The 15,947-nt window shown below is 63.1% G+C and carries 14 protein-coding genes and 1 pseudogene; all 15 read left to right on the top strand.

Features of this window, described 5'->3' with window-relative positions; translation table 11 throughout:
* The first annotated feature begins 37 nt into the window (after positions 1-37).
* The 15 genes and pseudogenes from ACFFNA_RS26865 to ACFFNA_RS26795 all read left to right on the top strand — a co-directional run bounded on the left by ACFFNA_RS26865 (position 38) and on the right by ACFFNA_RS26795 (position 15,903).
* Positions 38-2,266 (top strand): RelA/SpoT family protein, encoded by a 2,229-nt coding sequence (locus ACFFNA_RS26865; RefSeq protein WP_378922954.1) that lies wholly within the window; start codon positions 38-40, stop codon positions 2,264-2,266.
* Between the two features lie 124 nt (positions 2,267-2,390).
* On the top strand, positions 2,391-2,969 hold the full coding sequence (gene pyrE, locus ACFFNA_RS26860; RefSeq protein WP_111549170.1) for an orotate phosphoribosyltransferase: 579 nt from the start codon (positions 2,391-2,393) through the stop codon (positions 2,967-2,969).
* A gap of 16 nt (positions 2,970-2,985) precedes the next feature.
* Complete coding sequence (locus ACFFNA_RS26855; protein WP_378922952.1) at positions 2,986-3,366, top strand: VOC family protein; 381 nt, start codon at positions 2,986-2,988, stop codon at positions 3,364-3,366.
* Positions 3,367-3,626: 260 nt separating this feature from the next.
* The gene (locus tag ACFFNA_RS26850; protein ID WP_111549172.1) at positions 3,627-4,226 is read left to right on the top strand and encodes a DUF2062 domain-containing protein; all 600 of its coding nucleotides are present in this window, start codon (positions 3,627-3,629) and stop codon (positions 4,224-4,226) included.
* A complete protein-coding gene (acpS, locus tag ACFFNA_RS26845; protein ID WP_378922949.1) occupies positions 4,223-4,636 on the top strand; it encodes a holo-ACP synthase in 414 nt (137 codons plus the stop codon). The genes ACFFNA_RS26850 and acpS overlap by 4 nt, the downstream gene beginning before the upstream one ends.
* Positions 4,637-4,713: 77 nt before the next feature.
* Complete coding sequence (gene lepB, locus ACFFNA_RS26840) at positions 4,714-5,463, top strand: signal peptidase I (protein WP_111549386.1); 750 nt, start codon at positions 4,714-4,716, stop codon at positions 5,461-5,463.
* Entirely contained in the window at positions 5,463-6,209 is a 747-nt protein-coding gene (gene rnc, locus ACFFNA_RS26835; RefSeq protein WP_111549174.1) for a ribonuclease III, read from the top strand. Before lepB ends, rnc begins: the two co-directional genes overlap by 1 nt.
* Before the next feature lie 69 nt (positions 6,210-6,278).
* A complete protein-coding gene (gene era, locus ACFFNA_RS26830; protein ID WP_111549175.1) occupies positions 6,279-7,211 on the top strand; it encodes a GTPase Era in 933 nt (310 codons plus the stop codon).
* Positions 7,212-7,389: 178 nt separating this feature from the next.
* Positions 7,390-8,277 carry an aminoglycoside phosphotransferase family protein gene (locus ACFFNA_RS26825; protein WP_378922946.1) on the top strand — a complete coding sequence of 296 codons (888 nt, stop codon included), beginning with the start codon at positions 7,390-7,392 and terminating at the stop codon, positions 8,275-8,277.
* A 732-nt stretch (positions 8,278-9,009) separates the two neighbouring features.
* Positions 9,010-10,180, top strand: a pseudogene (locus tag ACFFNA_RS26820) (porin).
* A 136-nt stretch (positions 10,181-10,316) separates the two neighbouring features.
* Complete coding sequence (gene recO / locus ACFFNA_RS26815) at positions 10,317-11,093, top strand: DNA repair protein RecO (RefSeq protein ID WP_378922944.1); 777 nt, start codon at positions 10,317-10,319, stop codon at positions 11,091-11,093.
* Positions 11,090-11,608, top strand: a complete 519-nt coding sequence (locus tag ACFFNA_RS26810; protein WP_111549180.1) for a PaaI family thioesterase — start codon at positions 11,090-11,092, stop codon at positions 11,606-11,608. The genes recO and ACFFNA_RS26810 overlap by 4 nt, the downstream gene beginning before the upstream one ends.
* An 82-nt stretch (positions 11,609-11,690) precedes the next feature.
* Positions 11,691-14,435, top strand: coding sequence for a DUF2339 domain-containing protein (locus ACFFNA_RS26805; RefSeq protein ID WP_378922942.1), 2,745 nt, complete (start codon positions 11,691-11,693; stop codon positions 14,433-14,435).
* A 161-nt stretch (positions 14,436-14,596) separates the two neighbouring features.
* Positions 14,597-15,115: a sigma-70 family RNA polymerase sigma factor gene (locus ACFFNA_RS26800; protein ID WP_378922940.1), complete on the top strand. Its 519-nt coding sequence runs from the start codon at positions 14,597-14,599 to the stop codon at positions 15,113-15,115.
* Positions 15,112-15,903 carry an anti-sigma factor family protein gene (locus ACFFNA_RS26795; RefSeq protein ID WP_111549183.1) on the top strand — a complete coding sequence of 264 codons (792 nt, stop codon included), beginning with the start codon at positions 15,112-15,114 and terminating at the stop codon, positions 15,901-15,903. Before ACFFNA_RS26800 ends, ACFFNA_RS26795 begins: the two co-directional genes overlap by 4 nt.
* Positions 15,904-15,947 lie beyond the last annotated feature (44 nt).

Raw genomic sequence — 15,947 nt, 5'->3', positions numbered from 1 at the left:
GGCGCATGATTCATTTCACCGCTGCGAGATCCCGCCCATGATGCGTCAGTATGAGCTTGTCGAGCGCGTCCAGCGCTACAAGCCTGACGTCAACGAGGCGTTGCTCAACAAGGCCTATGTCTATGCCATGCAGAAGCATGGCCACCAGAAGCGCGCTTCCGGCGACCCCTATTTCTCGCATCCGCTCGAAGTCGCCGCCATCCTCACCGAAATGCATATGGACGAGGCGACGATCGCGGTCGCCCTGCTGCACGACACCATCGAGGACACCACGGCGACGCGGGCCGAGATCGATGAGCTGTTCGGGCCCGAAATGGGCAAGCTGGTCGAGGGACTGACCAAACTCAAGAAACTCGACCTCGTGTCGAAGAAGGCCGAGCAGGCGGAAAACCTGCGCAAGCTTCTGCTGGCGATTTCGGAGGATGTCCGCGTCCTTCTGGTCAAGCTCGCCGACCGTCTGCACAACATGCGCACCCTCGACCATATGCCGGAGGCCAAGCGCCTGCGCATCGCCGAGGAGACGATGGACATCTATGCGCCGCTGGCCGGGCGCATGGGCATGCAAGGCATGCGCGAGGAGCTGGAGGAGATCGCCTTCCGCTACATCAATCCGGAAGCCTACCGCGCCGTCACCGCACGGCTCGCCGAAATCTTCGAGCGCAACAAGGATGTGCTGTCCGAGATCGAGAAGGCACTTTCCGCGCTGTTCGAGAAGCATGCGATCAAGGCCGGCGTGAAGAGCCGCCAGAAGAAGCCGTGGTCGGTGTTTCGCAAGATGGAAGCCAAGGCGCTGTCCTTCGAGCAGCTGTCCGACATTTTCGGCTTCCGCGTCGTCGTCGAGACGGTCGAGGATTGCTACCGGGCGCTTGGCGCCATCCACACGACATGGTCGATGGTGCCCGGACGCTTCAAGGACTACATCTCGACGCCGAAGCAGAACGACTACCGGTCGATCCACACCACCATTGTCGGGCCATCGCGCCAGCGCGTCGAACTGCAGATCCGCACCCACCAGATGAACAAGATCGCCGAATACGGCGTTGCCGCCCATTCGATCTACAAGGACACCGGCGGCAAGACCAACGGTGCCGCGCACGCGATCTCGAAAGAGACCAACGCCTATGCCTGGCTGCGGCGCACCATCGAGCAGCTTGCCGAGGGCGACAATCCGGAAGACTTTCTCGAAAACACCAAGCTGGAACTGTTTCAGGACCAGGTGTTCTGCTTCACGCCGAAAGGCATGCTGATTGCGCTGCCGCGAGGTGCTACGCCCATCGATTTTGCCTATGCGGTACACACCGATGTCGGCGACACCTGCGTCGGCGCCAAGGTCAACGGCCGCATCATGCCGCTGATGACGGAACTGAAGAACGGCGACGAGGTCGAGATCATCCGCTCCAAGGCGCAGGTGCCGCCGGCGGCATGGGAATCGGTCGTCGTCACCGGCAAGGCGCGCTCGGCGATCCGCCGTGCCACCAAGAATGCCATCCGTAAGCAGTATTCGGGTCTGGGCATCCGCATCCTGGAACGCGCCTTTGAGCGCGCCGGCAAGACCTTCACCAAGGAGAGCCTGAAGCAGGTGCTGCACCGGCTGGCACGCAAGGACATCGAGGACGTGCTGGCCTCGGTCGGCCGCGGCGAGCTTGCCTCCACCGATGTCATGAAGGCGGTATTCCCCGACTACAAGGACGAGCGTGTCACCACCGCCGCACCCAAGCAGCGCGAGGAAGGCTGGTCGAAAATCCGCAACGCCGCCGGCATGCTGTTCCAGATTCCGGGCCGCGCCGCGCGCAAGGACAAGGACCAGCCGCGCGATGGCGCCGTACCGATCCGCGGCGTGCGTGGCGACCTGCCGGTGCGTTTTGCGCCGGAAGGGGCGGTCCCCGGCGACCGCATCGTCGGCATCGTCCAGCCGGGCACCGGTATCACCATCTATCCGATCCAGTCGCCGGCGCTGCAGGCCTTCGACGACCAGCCCGAACGCTGGATCGACGTGCGCTGGGACATTGACGAGCGCACCAAGGAACGGTTTCCGGCGCGCGTCTCGGTCACCGCCATCAATGCGCCGGGCTCGCTCGCCGATATCGCCCAAGTCGTTGCGTCGAACGACGCCAACATCCATACGCTGTCGATGGTGCGCACCGCGCCCGACTTCACCGAAATGCTGATCGATCTCGAAGTCTGGGATCTGAAGCACCTCAACCGGCTGCTGTCGCAGCTCAAGGACAATTCGAGCGTCAGCGATGCAAGGCGTGTGAACGGCTGACCATGATCCCGAAAAGTGGGGACCGGTTTTTCGGGAAAGATCATGGTCAACTAACTAGACCATGATCCCGAAAAGTGGGGACCGGTTTTCGGAAAAGATCATGGTCAATCAATAAGAGGCAGAAATGAACACAGATGAAGTGCTGGGGATTTTCCGCGAGGCGGGTGCTGTTCTCGAAGGGCATTTCATTTTGACATCGGGCCTGAGAAGCCCGGTCTTCCTGCAGAAGGCACGAGTGTTCATGCATGCCGACAAGACCGAGCGGCTGTGCAAGGCGCTGGCCGAGAAGATCCGAGCGGCGGTGCCGGGCAAGATCGATTACGTCGTCGGTCCGGCGATCGGCGGGCTGATCCCGGCTTACGAGACCTCGCGCCATCTCGGCGTGCCGGCAATCTGGGTCGAGCGGGAAGGGGGCGAGTTCCGCCTGCGCCGCTTCGAGATCGCCAGGGGCGCGCGCGTCGTCATCGTCGAGGACATCGTCACCACCGGCCTGTCGATCCGCGAGACCATCGAGTGCCTGCGCGAGCTTGGCGCCGAAGTGGTTGCCGCAGCCTGCATCATCGACCGTTCGGCCGGCAAGACCCATGTCGGCGTGCCGCTGATCGCGCTGGCCGAATATGAGGTTCCGGCCTACCCGGCCGACCGGCTGCCGCCGGAGCTGGCCGCCATCCCGGCGGTCAAGCCCGGCAGCCGCAATATCTGACGAAGAGGCCGAAAAAATGATCGCCGGCATCGATCATTTCGTGCTGACGGTCGCTTCGCTGGAAGTGACCTGCGCCTTTTACCAGCGCGTGCTGGGTTTTGAACGCATCGATGCGCCGGGCCGGCCGACGGCGCTGGCTTTCGGCACCCAGAAGATCAATGTGCACGAGGTTCGCCGCACCTTCGAGCCGAAGGCGAAGTCGCCGACGCCCGGTTCGGGCGACTTCTGCCTGATCACCGAGCGGCCGCTGGGCGAAGTCAGCACCCGTCTCGCGGCCAATGGCGTAGTGGTGGAACTCGGTCCGGTCGAACGCGTCGGGGCGCGAGGTCCGATGATGTCGGTCTATTTCCGCGACCCGGACGGCAATCTGGTCGAGGTCAGCGAATATTTGCCGTAACCGCCAGCGCGGCTGCGCCTTTCGGCGATGCGACAATGCCGGTTCCTTAAATTCGCCGCGATTGTCCAATGTTCGAAGCGAGGAATGCCCGCCCCAAAAGGGCGGCAACAAGCGCGCGCCGCACAGGCGGTTTGGTTGTTTTTCTGCCGGCGCGTCGTTACATCAAGGTTGAGATTGCCATTGGGCGATCGTCAAGCGCAAGATGGTGCTGTTACGCCCGGCCGAAAATGCCGGCGCGAGAGCTGTGGAACGGGTATAGAGTGCTTTTTCGACGCCGCAAGCCTGATGGCCTTTTCGAGCGGGTGCGTACCTATCTGTGGCCGCGCCGCTCGTTTTCGCGCTCGCTTCAGTATTTCTCCAAGCGCATCCTGCGGCTGAAGGCCACACCGCACGCGGTGGCGGCCGGTGTCGCCGCCGGCGTCTTCGCTTCGTTCTTTCCCGTGGGCTTTCATTTCGCCATCGCCGCGATCCTGTGCTGGGTGATTGCCGGCAATCTGGTGGCGGCGGCCCTCGCCGCGGTTTTTTTCGGCAACCCGCTGACCTTTCCGCTGCTGTGGGGCGCCTCCTGGGAAACCGGCAAGCTGATCCTGCATGATCGCCTGCCTGCGCATGGCCCGCCGGCGCATCTTGGCGAGATGCTGCACAAGCTTTCCTTCGCGCAATTGTGGAAACCCGTGCTTGAGCCGATGCTGATTGGCGCGGTGCCGCTCGGGCTGGTCTTTGGGCTCCTGTTCTACGCCCTCACGCGCTGGGGCATGAACGCGTTCCGCGAACAGCGGCGCAAGCGCCTGGCCGAGCGCGCAAGCCGGCATGCGCAAGCGTCTCATCCCGGCGGAAGCATCGGTTCCACCGCACGATGATCATCGGCATCGGCAGCGACCTGATCGATATCAGACGCATCGAAAAGTCGCTGGAGCGTCACGGCCAGCGCTTCATCCAGAGAATCTACACCGACCTCGAGCAGGCCCGCTCCGAGAACCGCCGGGCGCGTGCGGCGTCCTACGCCAAGCGCTTCGCCGCCAAGGAAGCCTGCGCCAAGGCGCTGGGTACGGGTCTCGCGCAGGGCGTGTTCTGGCGCGACATGGGTGTCGTCAACCTGCCCAGCGGCGCGCCGACCATGGCGCTGACTGGAGGGGCACAGGCGCGGCTGGACAAAATCCTGCCAAAGGATCATCGGGCGGCAATCCACCTGACCATCACCGATGATTTCCCGCTCGCTCAAGCCTTTGTGATCATCGAGGCGTTGCCCGTCGAAGAAGCGCCACATTGATTGCATCTGAGGATCGGCATGACGTTGCCCAGCGCGCGCCGAGACTCTATACCATCCAACGCACAATCGAGGACGACATGAGCGTGGTTGAAAAATCTGAGAAGAAATCCGGCGGCCTTGGCGAGACCGTCAGCGTCATCGTGCAGGCGCTTTTGCTCGCCCTGGTCATCCGCACGCTGTTGTTCCAGCCTTTTTCGATCCCGTCGGGATCGATGCGGCCGACGCTTCTGGAAGGCGACTATCTGTTCGTCACCAAATGGTCCTACGGCTATTCCCGTTACTCGCTGCCTTTCGGCCCCGACATCTTTTCGGGCCGCATCTGGGGCTCCGAGCCCAAGCGCGGCGACGTGGTGGTGTTCAAGTTCCCGCCTGACCCGTCTGTCGACTACATCAAGCGCGTGGTCGGCCTGCCGGGCGACAAGATCCAGGTCAAGGACGGCCAGCTGTTCATCAACGATGTCGGCGTGCCGCGCGTGAAAACCGGCCAGATCGACAATCCCGACATCACCGAAGAGCCTCAGCCGATCGACGTCTACCGGGAAACGCTGCCCAACGGCGTCAGCTATGACACGCTGGACATCTCGCCCAATTCGATCGGCGACAACACCCGCGAATGGAACGTGCCGCCCGGCCACTATTTCATGATGGGCGACAACCGTGACAATTCCTCGGACAGCCGCTTCACCGTCGGCTTCGTCCCAGCGGAAAATCTCGTCGGCCGCGCCAATCTTGTTTTCTTCTCGATCGCCGGCAAAGCGAGCCCGCTCGAAATCTGGAAATGGCCGTCGCTGATGCGTGCTTCGCGCCTGTTCCACTTCGTCAATTGATGGCTTTGAAGCGCCCGACAGGCGAAACACTGGCCGGTGTGGTGAAGGCCAAGACCGGCCATGTCTTCAAGGATATCCGCTTGCTTGAGACCGCATTGACGCACTCCAGTGCGGTCAAGGCGGCCAGCAACAATCAGCGTCTCGAATTCCTGGGCGACCGCGTGCTTGGGCTTGTCGTCGCCGATATGCTTTTCGAAAAGTTTCCCGACGCGCCGGAAGGTGAAATCGCGCCACGCTTCAATGCGCTGGTGGATGCGAAAACATGCTCCGAGATCGGCATCGAAATGCAGTTGGAGGATCTGGTTCGGGCCGACGCTGCCTTGAAGACGCGCTCGCGTGGCTCGGGTGGAAACTATCTGGCGGATGCGGTCGAAGCTCTGATCGCGGCGGTTTATGTTGACGGTGGCATCGACGCCGCGCGGCGCTTCGTCCTGCGTTACTGGGAGCCGCGCTCGCGCTCGGTTGTGGCAAAGCCGCTCAATCCGAAATCCGATTTGCAGGAATGGATTGCCAAGACCAGCGACGCGCGCCCCGAATATGTGATCGAAAAACGCGAAGGGCCCGACCACCAGCCGGTTTTCACCGTGTCCTTGCAAGTCAGCGGCTTTGCGCCTTCTATCGGCACCGGCGGCTCCCGCAGGGCAGCGGAAGAAGCGGCAGCCTCGGCATTTCTTTTGCGCGAAGGCGTCTGGGCCAACGCATCGGCCCAAAAATCGGAGCCGATTTTTGGAAAGCACGATGCGTAGATTCAAAGTTTTGGAGCGTCCTTTGCGCGTCCAAGTGGACGCGCGGCGCTCTAGTGAAGGGAGCGCGGCATGACCGCCACCGAAGATACCTCTCCGGCAACGGAGGCCGCCGCCACGCACTCCGGCTTCGTCGCGCTGATCGGCGCGCCCAATGCGGGCAAGTCCACGCTGGTCAACCAGCTGGTCGGCGCCAAGGTGTCGATCGTCACCCACAAGGTGCAGACGACCAGAGCCATCGTGCGCGGCATCGCCACGCATGACAATGCGCAGATCGTCTTCGTCGACACGCCCGGCATCTTCAAACCCAAGCGGCGGCTCGACACGGCAATGGTGACCACCGCCTGGGGCGGCGCCAAGGATGCCGATATCGTGCTGCTCTTGATCGACGCCGAGCGCGGCATCAGGGGCGATGCCGACGCCATCCTCGAACGGCTGAAGGATGTCCGCCAGCCGATGGTGTTGATCCTCAACAAGGTCGATCGCGTCAAGCACGAGGCGCTGCTGGCTTTGTCTGCGGCAGCGAACGAAAGGGTGCCGTTCAAGCGCACCTTCATGGTCTCGGCGCTGACCGGTTCCGGCTGCAAGGATGTGCTCGATTATCTGGCTGAAGCCCTGCCTGCCGGCCCCTGGTATTATCCGGAAGACCAGATTTCGGACCTGCCGATGCGCCAACTGGCGGCCGAGATCACCCGCGAGAAGCTCTATCTGCGGCTGCATCAGGAACTGCCTTATTCCTCCCATATCGAGACCGAGAAATGGGAAGAAAAGCCGGACGGCTCGGTGCGCATCGACCAGACCATCTATGTCGAGCGCGACAGCCAGAAGAAGATCGTCCTCGGCCACAAGGGCGAAACCATCCGCGCCATCGGCCAGGCGGCGCGCATGGAAATCGCAGGCATCCTCGAACAGAAGGTGCACCTGTTCCTGTTCGTCAAGGTGCGCGAGAACTGGGGCGACGACCCCGAGCGCTACCGCGAGATGGGGCTTGAGTTTCCGCGCTAGAGCAATTCCAGGAAAAGTGTGAAGCGGTTTTCCGTCCGGAATTGCGACAAAACAAGGGAGCAATTCCAGGAAAAGTGTGAAGCGGTTTTCCGTCCGGAATTGCGACAAAACAAGGGAGCAATTCCAGGAAAAGTGTGAAGCAGTTTCCGTCCGGAATTGCGTCGTAACAACTGGGTCCATGGACAGCAAGCCGAACATCGACACAGCGCTTGTCAGCCGGTTGATCGCGACGCAATTTCCCCGGTGGAAGGATCTTGCGATCAGGCCGGTCGAGTTTGGCGGTTGGGACAACAGGACCTTCCATCTGGGCGACGGGATGACCGTACGGCTGCCGAGCGCTGCCGCCTATTCCCTGCAAGTGGAAAAGGAGCATTGCTGGCTGCCGAGGCTTGCGCCTCTGTTGCCGCTGCCGATCCCGGTGCCACAGGCGATGGGGTTGCCTGCCGAAGACTATCCCTGGCATTGGTCCGTCTATGGCTGGATCGAAGGCGAGACGGCAAAGCGGGAGCGTATTGCCAGCCTGTCGCAATTCGCATCAGACCTGGCCGCATTCCTGGTTGCCTTGCAACGGATCGACGCCACCGGCGGACCGGTGCCGGGGCAACACAACTTCTTTCGCGGCGGTCCGCTCAGCGTCTATGACGGCGAAGCCCGGGATGCGATTGCAGCTCTCGCCGGCAAGATCGATACGGACGCCGCAAGCGCGGTGTGGGAGGCGGCACTTGCCGCGACATGGCACGGCGCGCCGGTCTGGTTCCACGGTGACGTCAGTTGGGGAAACCTGTTGGTCAGGCAGGGCCGGTTGAGCGCGGTGATCGACTTCGGAACCTCGGGCGTCGGCGATCCCTCATGCGATCTGGCGATTGCGTGGACGCTGTTCGAAGGCAAAAGCCGGGAGATCTTTCGCGCCGGCCTTCCGGCCGACGCGGCCATGTGGGCGCGCGGTCGCGGCTGGACGCTGTGGAAGGCGCTGATCACGGTCGCCGGCCACATCGGCGTCAACTTAGGTGAGGTTGAAAAATCCCGACATGTGATCGATGAAGTGCTTGCCGACGCGCGCGGATGACGTGATGTCGCCCGGATGGCGGGGCTACCGCAGTTGTCCAAGACAACCCGTGCTTATTGACGCCGACACGGCCAAAAATCCCGAGCGGTTTCTGAAAGATTTCCGATATTTCCACTAGGGCGGGGCCGATATCGTTCGGCTGTCTCGTCGCTACAGGACGATCCGCCTTAATTGGCGCGCGAGACCCAGCCCAGAATCGTCTTCAACGGTTGGCCGCTGTCACAATAATCACCGCGACGGCGCTCCGGTGAGTTTCGATCGCCTCGGCAAAAGCAAAATCGGCCGGGCAGGCGTGGCCCGGCATTTCGGCGCAGCGCCAGGGCACGATTGACGGACGGATGTCATCGGATGGTTGGGTGGGCGAAAAAATATCCAGATGTTTTTCGCTAAGATAGGCTTATATCCGCACATATGGCGTAATTGTAGAAACTATTTGCCTACAAAAGGTCGTTAGCCACGAAATTATCTTGATATATATTGAATATATGACGTTGTTCCAATTGTGCCGGCGGTAATTCTAACGAGTGTTATTTGTGCAACACAGAATTAATCTGTTAGAGGAATCGGACTTATTTCTGGAATCGTCATTGAAGGCAGAAGATCGATGGGTATGTTCGCCACCGAAAAGGGGGAGCGGTGCGAGCCTTTTTCGTTGTGGGGGTGAGGCGGGAAAACATTGCCGCCGGCCACAAATCCGAAGCCATTTTAAACTTTGACTGGAGAGGTCAGAAAATGAACATCAAGAGCCTTCTTCTCGGCTCAGCCGCGGCACTGATCGCGGTCAGCGGCGCGCGCGGCTGACGCTGTCGTCGTCGCCGAACCGGAACCGGCCGAATACGTCAAGATCTGCGACGTCTATGGCGCCGGCTACTTCTATATTCCCGGCACCGAGACCTGCCTGCGCATCGGCGGCTACGTCCGTTATGACATCGGCATCGGCGATGCCGGCTCGTTGGATGGTGTCAACCACGTTCCCGACCACCAGAGCGCCGGCGACACGCACTCGACCTACTACAAGAACACCCGCTTCACGCTGAAGACCTGGACCGGTCAGGAGACCGAGCTCGGTACCCTCAAGACCTACACCGAGACCCGCTTCAACTACGGCAACAGCAGTGGCGACTATCTTGATCAGGGCGCCTCCAATGCGGACGACTGGCAAGGCCGCAACAAGTCTCTCTCGCTGCGTTATGCCTGGATTCAGCTCGGCGGCCTGCGCGTCGGCAAGGATGATACGGCTTTCGATACGTTCATCGGCTATGCCGGCAACGTCATCCAGGATACGTTGGTTCCGTATGGCGGGCAGGAGAGCAACGTCGTTCAGTACTACTTCGACGCAGGCAACGGCTTCACGGGGCTGGTCTCTCTCGAAGAAGGCGCCGGCAAGGTCGGCACCATCGACAGCTATGTTCCGCATGTCGTCGGCGGCTTGAAGTACAAGGGCGACTGGGGTGCGGTCACCGGCGTCGTCGCCTATGACAGCAATTACGAGGAAGTGGCCGGCAAGGTCCGTTTGGACGTCAATGTCAGCAAGGAACTGACGTTGTTCATCATCGGCGGCTACGGCACGGACGACAACCTCAACGACAATGCGGGCAACGCCATCGATGCCAGCGGTCGCGGCTTCTACAAGCAGTGGGGCGGCAACTGGGCAGTCTGGGGCGGCGGCACCTACAAGTTCAACGACAAGACCGCGTTCAACGCCCAGGTCTCTTATGACGACTGGAAGAACCTCGGCATCGCCGCTAACGTTGCCTATACCGTTGTGCCCGGCTTTACGGTCACGGCTGAAGTCGACTACCTCAATGCTGGAAAGTTCGACGACGCCGACTTCAACAACTGGACCAAGGCCAATAAGAAGAGCAGCGTCGGCGGCATTCTCCGCTTCCAGCGCTCGTTCTAACGGATCGACTGACCTTACCAGGCCGCCCGCAGCGATATGCTGCGGGCGGTTTTTTTTGCACTGTCCCGGTGCCGGTCTGTCAGGAGCCAAAACCCACACCTTGATTTCGCCATCCAACCGGTGAAAAGCTCTGGAGATGGAATGGCGCGACGAGGGAATCATTCTCGGCACCCGCAAGCATGGCGAAACCAGCGCCATTCTCGAGGTGATGACACGCGCGCATGGCCGTCATCTCGGTCTCGTGCGTGGCGGCCGTTCGCACAAGCAGCAGCCTGTCCTGCAACCCGGCAATCGTGTCGACTTGTTGTGGCGGGCGCGGCTTGACGAGCATCTCGGCACGTTCCAGGCCGAGGCGATCGAGATGAACGCCGCCCGGCTGATGGACAGCGCGGTGGCCGTCTATGGGCTGCAGACCATGGCCGCGCATCTGCGCCTGTTGCCGGAGCGCGACGCGCATGAAGGTCTCTACGAAACGCTTGCCGTGATGATCGTCCATCTCGACGATGCCGACGCTGCCGGCGAACTGGTGGCGCGCTTCGAGCTTCTGGTGCTGGACGAACTCGGCTTTGGCCTCGATCTCAGTCAATGCGCCGCCACCGGCACGCGGCAGGACCTGGCCTATGTCTCGCCCAAATCGGGACGCGCGGTATCGCGCGAAGCAGGCTTGCCATGGCGCGACAAGATGCTGGCCTTGCCGGCCTTCCTGCAGCGCGGCTCCGGCCTGCGCGGCGATCCGGCGGCGGTCGACGACGCCTTCCGGCTGACCGGCTTCTTCTTCACCCGCCACGTCTATGAGCCGCGCGGCATAGAGCCGCCCGACGCCCGCGCCGGCTTTCTTGCCGCACTGCGCAAACACCACGCGCGCAGCAAGACCATAGCCGGAGAGGATGCCGCCAGAGAAATCATCACATGAGCGAGGTCGAATTGTATCCGGGCTGGGTCTCACCGCTCGGCCTCGGCACGATTCCGCACGCCGACATTCTGGAATACACCGGCCTGGACTTGCTGCAGCGTATCATCGACGGCAAGTATCCGGCGCCGCCGATCTCCTTCCAGCTCAGCTTCGCGCTGACCGAAGTGTCGGAAGGCCGTGCGGTGTTCCGTGGCGTGCCCAACGAGCGCCACCTCAACCCGCTGGGCAGCGTGCATGGCGGCTGGGCGGCGACGCTGCTCGATTCGGCACTGGCTTGCGCCGTGCAGACGCTGCTCGAAAAGGGTGAGGCCTATACAACGGCGGAGTTCAAGGTGAATTTGACCCGGCCCATCACACCGAAGACAGGCGAGGTAGTCTGCGAGGGCAAAGTCGTCCACAAGGGCCGTACGCTGGCGGTGTCGGAAGCGACGCTGAAGGATGCCGGCGGCAAGTTGCTGGCTTTCGGCACCGAAACATGCTCGATCTTTCCGGCCGCCAATCTGGCGGCGCGTTGAGTTTCCGGCCGTTTGGCCGCCGCATTTGAATGTCAGTGAGACTGAACGTCAGTGAAAACTGGCCTGGTTTGGGGGAACCGCCATGTTTGAAAGCCTGATCGGCCTTGTCGCCATCATCGCTTTGTTCGTCATCATTTCGCGCCAGCAGAGCCGCATCGGCCTTGTCGAGCGCGAGCTTGGCGCTCTGCGCAGCCTCGTGCTTTCGGGCGTCGTGCCGCCTGCGGCCAAGCCGTCCGAACAGGCAGCGGCCGACAAAGCGCCCGCCGATGTGGCTCCGGTCGTGGCGACCGATATCGTCTCGCCAGCGGTGAGCGAGGCGGTCACCGCGGAGGCAGAAGCCCTGACCGGCGAGGCCGTGTCCGGGCCATGGGCGCCAAGTGATGCGGCGCTGAAGGCGGCAGAACCTGCCGAGCCGGCCGCCGCGGCGAAAGCCGCCCGCCAGTCCGATGTCGAAACCGCGCTCGGCACCCGCTGGGCGGTCTGGGTCGGCGGCATTGCGCTGGCGCTGGGCGGTCTGTTCCTGATCCGCTACACCATCGAGGCCGGCATTTTCGGTCCGGGCGTGCGGCTGACGATGGCCGCGGTTCTCGGCCTGGTGCTGGTCGCCGGCGGCGAGTTCATCCGCCGCACCGGCTTCAAGGTGCCGGTGCAAGGTGCCGCTGGCGCCTATATTCCGGCTATCCTGACGGCGGCCGGTGCCTTCATCCTGTTCGGCACCGTCTATGCCGCGCATGGCATTTACGGCTTCATCGGCCCGGCGCTCGCCTTTACGCTGCTCGGCGCCATCGGCGTGGCGACGATCGCAGCCGCCCTGGTCCATGGCCAGGCGCTGGCCGGCATTGGCCTCATCGGCGCCATGGTGACGCCGATGCTGGTTGCCTCGCAGGCGCCCAATCCCTGGGCACTGTTCGGCTATCTCGCGATCGTGCTTGCCGCCACCGCCGTCATCGCCCGCATGCGCGACTGGACGTTGCTGATGGCGGCGGCCTTTTTCGGCACCGGTGTCTGGACCATCCTCTACATGACCGATGCGCCCGGCGCGAACCTCTCCACCATCCTGTTCATCGACGCCGTCACGCTGGCCGTGCTTGCGTTTGTCTGGCTCAGCCGCCGTGGCGACGAGGCCGGACCAGCCAGGGCTTTCGACTGGCCGTCCATCGTGCCTGGCCTGTTCGTCGCATTCTCGGCGCTGGGCCTGTCAGTCGACCCGGCCTTCATCGCAGCCGGTGATGCCTTGCCGGGCGCCGTGCTGATCGCCGCAATGGTGGCCGTCGCGCTCTATCGCCCACTGGCGCTGCCGCTCCTCTATGCCGCAGGACTGGTGACGGTGATGATCTATCTCGGCATCATCCCACCGACCTCGATCGCCTCCGACTTTTCGGGCGGCGCCTTGGGCGTCGATGGCCTGCCTGTGGCCACATCCAACGCGCTGACATTGCGCATCGGCATCGCGCTTGGCCTGGTCTTCATAGGCGCCGGCTTCTGGGCCGCCCACAGGTTCGCCGCCGCGACACGGATCCGCGCGGCCTCATGGGCGGCGTGGGGCGTCATCGTGCCGCTGGTCATCCTGCTGGCGCTCTGGTTCACCTTCGGCAATGTCGACCGCGACCTTGTCTACGCCGCTGTCGCAGCGCTGCTGGTCGTGGTTTTCGCCGCCGGCAGCGAGTGGATCGCGCGCGGCGAGGAACCGCCGCTCGAGGGCGGCGTGGCGGTGTCGTTTGCCCTGGGCGGTGCGGCCATCGCTGGCCTCTTGATGCTGCATATGGCTTTCGGTTCCGGCTGGACCACCATCCTGCTCGGTGCAGCGGCCATCGTGCCGGCGCTGGCCACGCGTTGGCGCTCCTATCCGGTGCTCGGCTGGATTTCGGTTGGCGCGGTGATCGCGGTGCTCGGCCGTGTCGCTTTCGACCCGACCATCGTCGGCGCCGAATTCTTGTCGACCACACCGGTGTTCAACTGGCTGCTGCCGGGCTACGGCGTGCCGGCGCTCGCCTTCGGCTTCGCCGCCTGGCAGCTTGCCCGCACCACCAACGGCCGCCCACGCCTCGCCATGGAAGCAGCGGCGGCATTGTTTGCGCTGCTCACGCTGGCCATGCTGGTGCGCCATGCCATGCATGGCGGCGTCATCGACACGGGGGCGATGACGCTCGCCGAGCAGGCGATCTACACGCTGATCGCCATCGGCGCCGGCGCCATCCTGGTCGCCATCGACATGCGCTCGCCAAGCTCGGTGCTGCGCTATGGTTCGATGGCCGCCGGTGTGGTTTCGGTCGCCTTCATCGGTGTCCGGCATTTCGTGGTGCTCAATCCGCTGTTCACCGACGAATCAACCGGCCAGATCCCGGTGTTCAACCTGTTGTTCCTCGCTTATCTCCTGCCGGCGGTCGCCGCCGGGGCACTGGCGCTCTACGCCAGGGACAAGCGGCCGAAATGGTATGCGCAGATGCTGGCGCTGGTGGCGGCTGTGCTTGGCTTCGCCTATGCCACCCTGTCGGTCAGGCGCCTGTTCAAGGGCGAATTCATCGGCCTGTGGAGCGGTCTTGGCCAATTGGAGACCTACACCTATTCGGCGCTTTGGCTGGTTATCGGCGTGGCGCTGCTCACCGCCGGCGTCTGGCTGAAATCACAGGCGCTGCGCATTGCCTCCGCCGCGCTGATTTCGGTCGCCGTGCTGAAGGTCTTCATCTTCGACATGTCGGAGCTGGAAGGCGTGCTGCGGGCGCTGTCCTTCATCGGCCTTGGCGCGGTGCTGATCGGCATCGGCCTGTTCTACCAGCGCTTGCTGACGCGGGCAGCGAGGGTGAAAATACCCGTCGGCGAGCAGTGACGACAGGTACTCAATTTAGGCGGGAATAAAACGGTCGCCCATCTCGTTATCTCATTGCTTGGGTGACCGGGGCGGCGGACCGCTTCGCGCTGGCCGCTTGCGCCACGCCGAGAAGGCGCGTTCAATCGGGATCAACAAGGGCGACCTCAGAACCAGCGGTCATGGACGAAAAGAAGGCAGCAATCCTTGGCGAAATACCGCGACTGCGCCGCTACGCACGCTCGCTTTTGCGCGACCGCGATGCTGCCGACGATCTCGTTCAGGATTGCCTCGAGCGGGCGCTTGTGCGGCTCGACAACTGGCAGACAGGAGAAAGCCCCCGGAGGTGGCTGTTTACGATCATGCATCATTTGTTCATCGACCAGATGCGCAAGGTGAACCGTCGCGGAGAAGCGACGATGCTGCCACTGGAGGCGGGCGAGGCGGTGGCCCAGCCGGCCGAGCAGGTGGAGAGCATCGCTTCGCGCGAGATCATCGACGCATTGCAGGCGATCAGCCCCGACCGGCGCGCGGCTCTCGTCATGGTCGCCGTTGAAGGTTTTTCCTATGCCGAAGCCGCCAACATTCTCGGCGTCCCCGCAGGCACGCTGATGTCGCGCATTGCGCGCGGGCGTGAGGAATTGCGCGGGTTGCTGGACGACACGGCGCGCCGCCGCGCAATAAGGATCGTCGAGAAATGATCCGCCGCGACTTTTCCGAACGTGACATTCACATGGCGCTCGATGGCGAGCTGCCCGGCGACGAGCGCGCCGCCTACGATGCGTGGCTCGACGCCAATCCCGAGATGAAGGCCAGGAGCGCCCGCTTCGCCGCCGACCGGGCAGCACTTCGCGCCGCCTTCGCCGGCGTGCTCGACGAAGCCGTCCCAGCGCGGTTGCGCAAGGTCGTGCTAGGCGAGACGCCGGTCAGGGCGGCGGCGTCACGCTCGCGCTGGTGGCTTGCCGCTGCGGCGGCCGTGCTTGTGGTCGCTGGCGGGCTTGGCGGATACCTTGCCGGCATCGACCGCGCCGGACAGGAGGATCCGGCGGAAGATCGGCTGGCCGAACAGGCAATCGCGGCCCATGTCGTCTTCGCTGCCGAAAAGCGGCATGCGGTCGAAGTGCCGGCGAGCGACAAGGATCATCTGCAGACCTGGCTGTCCAACCGGGTCGGGCTGAAGCTTGTGGCGCCGGACCTGACCGCGAACGGTTTCCAGTTGATCGGCGGCCGGTTGCTGCCGGCCGGCGAAAGCAAGGCCGCGATGCTGCTCTATGAGGACGACAAGGGCGAGCGCATATCCCTCTTCGTCACGGCGGAATCGGCGCAGAATGCCAAGGGAACCTATACATCGGCGCAAAACGGCCCCCAGGCCGTCTACTGGCTGGACAAGGGCTATGGCTGCGCCGTTGTCGGCTCGCTGCCGCGCGAGCAATTGGCCGTCGTGGCAAAGAGCGCCTATGGCCAGCTTCTGGCCGGCCTGGCCAGTTGAAAGGCGTCGCTTTTGATGGCGGCGCCAATGCACAAATAGTGATC

This window comes from Mesorhizobium kowhaii (assembly GCF_042431665.1).
GTDB classification, from domain to species: Bacteria; Pseudomonadota; Alphaproteobacteria; order Rhizobiales; family Rhizobiaceae; genus Mesorhizobium; species Mesorhizobium kowhaii.
The sequence above is the reverse complement of the archived record's forward strand: the minus strand, read 5'-3'. Positions and strand labels throughout refer to the sequence as shown.

Coding starts and splice junctions, on each gene's coding strand:
- ACFFNA_RS26865 (WP_378922954.1), top strand. CDS start 38: ATGATGCGTCAGTATGAGCTTGTCGAGCGCGTCCAGCGCTACAAGCCT.
- pyrE (WP_111549170.1), top strand. CDS start 2,391: ATGAACACAGATGAAGTGCTGGGGATTTTCCGCGAGGCGGGTGCTGTT.
- ACFFNA_RS26855 (WP_378922952.1), top strand. CDS start 2,986: ATGATCGCCGGCATCGATCATTTCGTGCTGACGGTCGCTTCGCTGGAA.
- acpS (WP_378922949.1), top strand. CDS start 4,223: ATGATCATCGGCATCGGCAGCGACCTGATCGATATCAGACGCATCGAA.
- lepB (WP_111549386.1), top strand. CDS start 4,714: ATGAGCGTGGTTGAAAAATCTGAGAAGAAATCCGGCGGCCTTGGCGAG.
- rnc (WP_111549174.1), top strand. CDS start 5,463: ATGGCTTTGAAGCGCCCGACAGGCGAAACACTGGCCGGTGTGGTGAAG.
- era (WP_111549175.1), top strand. CDS start 6,279: ATGACCGCCACCGAAGATACCTCTCCGGCAACGGAGGCCGCCGCCACG.
- ACFFNA_RS26825 (WP_378922946.1), top strand. CDS start 7,390: ATGGACAGCAAGCCGAACATCGACACAGCGCTTGTCAGCCGGTTGATC.
- recO (WP_378922944.1), top strand. CDS start 10,317: ATGGAATGGCGCGACGAGGGAATCATTCTCGGCACCCGCAAGCATGGC.
- ACFFNA_RS26810 (WP_111549180.1), top strand. CDS start 11,090: ATGAGCGAGGTCGAATTGTATCCGGGCTGGGTCTCACCGCTCGGCCTC.
- ACFFNA_RS26805 (WP_378922942.1), top strand. CDS start 11,691: ATGTTTGAAAGCCTGATCGGCCTTGTCGCCATCATCGCTTTGTTCGTC.
- ACFFNA_RS26800 (WP_378922940.1), top strand. CDS start 14,597: ATGGACGAAAAGAAGGCAGCAATCCTTGGCGAAATACCGCGACTGCGC.
- ACFFNA_RS26795 (WP_111549183.1), top strand. CDS start 15,112: ATGATCCGCCGCGACTTTTCCGAACGTGACATTCACATGGCGCTCGAT.